This window comes from Pseudonocardia pini, assembly GCF_013870575.1.
Taxonomy (GTDB): domain Bacteria; phylum Actinomycetota; class Actinomycetes; order Mycobacteriales; family Pseudonocardiaceae; genus Pseudonocardia; species Pseudonocardia pini.
Genome location: NZ_JACBXB010000802.1, coordinates 1 through 2468, shown reverse-complemented (window position 1 = coordinate 2468; position 2468 = coordinate 1). Strand labels below are relative to the sequence as shown.

General features: G+C 74.8%; 4 protein-coding genes. 2 read left to right on the top strand and 2 right to left on the bottom strand.

What is annotated here, in order from left to right; genetic code table 11:
* Window positions 1-76: 76 nt before the first annotated feature.
* A complete protein-coding gene (locus H5J29_RS36665) occupies window positions 77-145 on the bottom strand; it encodes a putative leader peptide (protein ID WP_376768587.1) in 69 nt (22 codons plus the stop codon).
* Between the two features lie 57 nt (window positions 146-202).
* Complete coding sequence (locus H5J29_RS29170; protein WP_181784190.1) at window positions 203-832, bottom strand: TetR/AcrR family transcriptional regulator; 630 nt, start codon at window positions 830-832, stop codon at window positions 203-205.
* Between the two features lie 88 nt (window positions 833-920).
* Here H5J29_RS29170 and H5J29_RS29165 point away from each other — a divergent pair, with 88 nt between their 5' ends.
* Both H5J29_RS29165 and H5J29_RS29160 read left to right on the top strand, forming a co-directional pair.
* Window positions 921-2285, top strand: a complete 1365-nt coding sequence (locus tag H5J29_RS29165; protein WP_246394455.1) for a DHA2 family efflux MFS transporter permease subunit — start codon at window positions 921-923, stop codon at window positions 2283-2285.
* 9 nt (window positions 2286-2294) lie between these two features.
* Window positions 2295-2468 (top strand): hypothetical protein (locus H5J29_RS29160; protein WP_312858465.1); only part of this gene is annotated, 174 nt, incomplete at its 3' end.

The following is a 2468-nucleotide window of genomic DNA, read 5'->3' as shown; positions in this document are numbered from 1 at the left end:
GCGTGCTCATGGGATCTCCGCGGGTGCGGGCGACGACGTGCCCGCGAGGGTGGACCGGGTGGGGGCGAGGCGGGCCTCACCGACAGAGCGCGGTCCCGGTCCGGCAGAGGTCGACGTGGCGGCGCTCGGTGAGCAGGAGCGGCACGTCATCGAGCAAACCCGCCGGGTCGGCACGGTGTCAAGACCGCCCGACGCCAGGTCCTCACACGGGCGCGAAAGCCCGCAGGAACGTGTCGACGGCGGACCGGGCGATCCCGGCCAGCTCGGCGGCGGGCAGCGCGCGCGTGCCGAAGCGGGTGCGGGCGTCCATGCCGCCGGTGAGCAGGCTGCCGAACTGCTCGGCCGCCGTGGCCGGGTCCGCGATCCGCAGCTCACCCGCCACCGACAGGGCGAGCAGGCGGTCCGCCAGGGCCTGGTTGACCCGGCTCGCCGCGCGCCCGAGGAAGACGTCCGCGAGGTCGGGGAACTGCACGACCTCGGCCGTGACCAGCCGCCGCAGCGCCCAGGAGCGTTCGTCGGTGAAGCACTCCAGCAGCCGCAGCGCGACGTCCTCCAGCGCCCCACGCACGTCCCCGCCCGGGTCCAGCAGCCCCTCGACGACCGCGAGATTGGCCTCGGCGGCACGGTCGGACTCCGCCACGAGCGCCTCGCGCAGCAGGTTCTGCTTGTCGCCGAAGTGGCTGTAGACGGTCGCCTTCGCGACGCCTGCCTCCGCGGCGATCTCGTCGACCCCGGCCTGGGCGTAGCCCGCGCGGGCGAACACGGTGGTCGCGGCCACGAGGATGGCGCTCCGCTTGTCGATCCGGCCGCGCGGCCCGGTGGTCACCGGCATGACAGGAGCCTACCCGGTCTTGACAAGCAGACGCCTGATATCAGCTAATCAGACTCTTGAGTCTGGTTCTGCGAACCTACGAGTCCACATGAACGAGCGCGCGCTCCGCCGCACCATCGCCGTGGTCCTGCTGGGCGGGATCATGGGGATCCTCGACGGCTCGATGGTGCTCGTCGCGGTCCGGACGATCGCCGTCGACCTCGACGCGCAGCTCGGCGCGGTCGGCTGGGTCGCCACCGCGTACCTTGTGGCGGTCACGGTGACCGTGCCGGTCGGTGCCTGGGCCGTGGAGCGCTACGGCGGCAAGCGGCTCTGGCTGGCGGGCCTGGTCGTGTTCTTCGTCGGCTCGGTGGGCTCGGCGTTCGCCCCGGACCTCGGCACCCTGATCGCGCTGCGGGCGGTCCAGGGTGTCGGCGCGGGCATCCTCGATCCGCTGATGCTCACGCTGCTGGCGCGGGCCGCCGGGCCCGAGCGGGCGGGGCGGGTCATGGGGATCATGGGGATCGTCGGGTCGGCGGGGCCGGTCGCGGGCCCGATCGTCGGCGGCGCCCTCCTCCAGGTCCTCGACTGGCGATGGCTCTTCCTGGTCAACGTGCCGATCGTCGTCGCGGCGCTGGTCCTCGCCGCGCGCACGCTGGCGGACGACACCCCGGGGCCGGAGGTCCCGGTCCGCAGGCTCGACGTCGTGGGCCTGGCGCTGCTCGGGCCCGGCGTCAGCGCCGCGGTCCTCGGGCTGTCCCGGGTGGAGGCCGAGGGGACGGTCGGGGCCTGGCCGGTCCTCGTGCCGGTCGGGCTCGCCGCGGCCCTGCTGGCCGGCTACGCCGCGCACGCGCTGCGCCGCAGCGCCCCGCTCGTCGACCTGCGGCTGCTCGCCCGCCCCGGGGTGACACCGAGCCTGCTCACCGCGGGCACCAACGGGCTCGCGACCTTCGGGGCGCTGCTGGTGATCCCGTTGGCGTACCAGCAGACCTACGGCCTCTCCCCCGCCTCCGCCGGGCTGCTGCTCGCCCCGCTCGGGGCGGCCTCGATGGTGGCGATGCCGGTGTCCGGCCGGTTGTCCGACCGCGTCGGATCCCGACCGGTGGCCCTGGTCGGCGGCGCGATCGCGCTGGTCGGGGCGGTCGTGCTCGCCACCGGCGCGGGCTCGCTGCCCCTCGTGGTCCTGGGCGGGCTCCTGGTGGGGCTGGGTCTGGGGACGGTCGGCGCACCCGCGATCGGATCGGTCTTCCGGACGGTCCCGCCCGAGTCCACCGCGCAGGCGAGCGCACTCCTCTACACGGTGAACCAGCTCGGGGCGGCGTTCGGCATCGCGACCGCGGCGCTGCTCGCGAGCACCGCCGGGCTCGTTGCGGCCTTCTGGCTGCTCGCGGGTGGGGTGGTGGTCGGCATCGCGGCGAGCACCCGGCTGCCGGGCCGATCACCGGCGATGGTCGGGACCGATCGCACCGGGTGATCGTTCGTGATGCGAAATCGTCGTTGGACGGGCCGGGCCGCGTCGGATGGAGTGGGTGGGATGCACACCCCCTCCCGCCCGCACAGCTCCCACTGGGGGTCGTTCCGCGCCGAGCAGGCGGCGGGCGGCCTGAGGGTGGTGCCGCGGCAGGCCGACCCCGATCCGTCGCCCCTGCTCGACAAC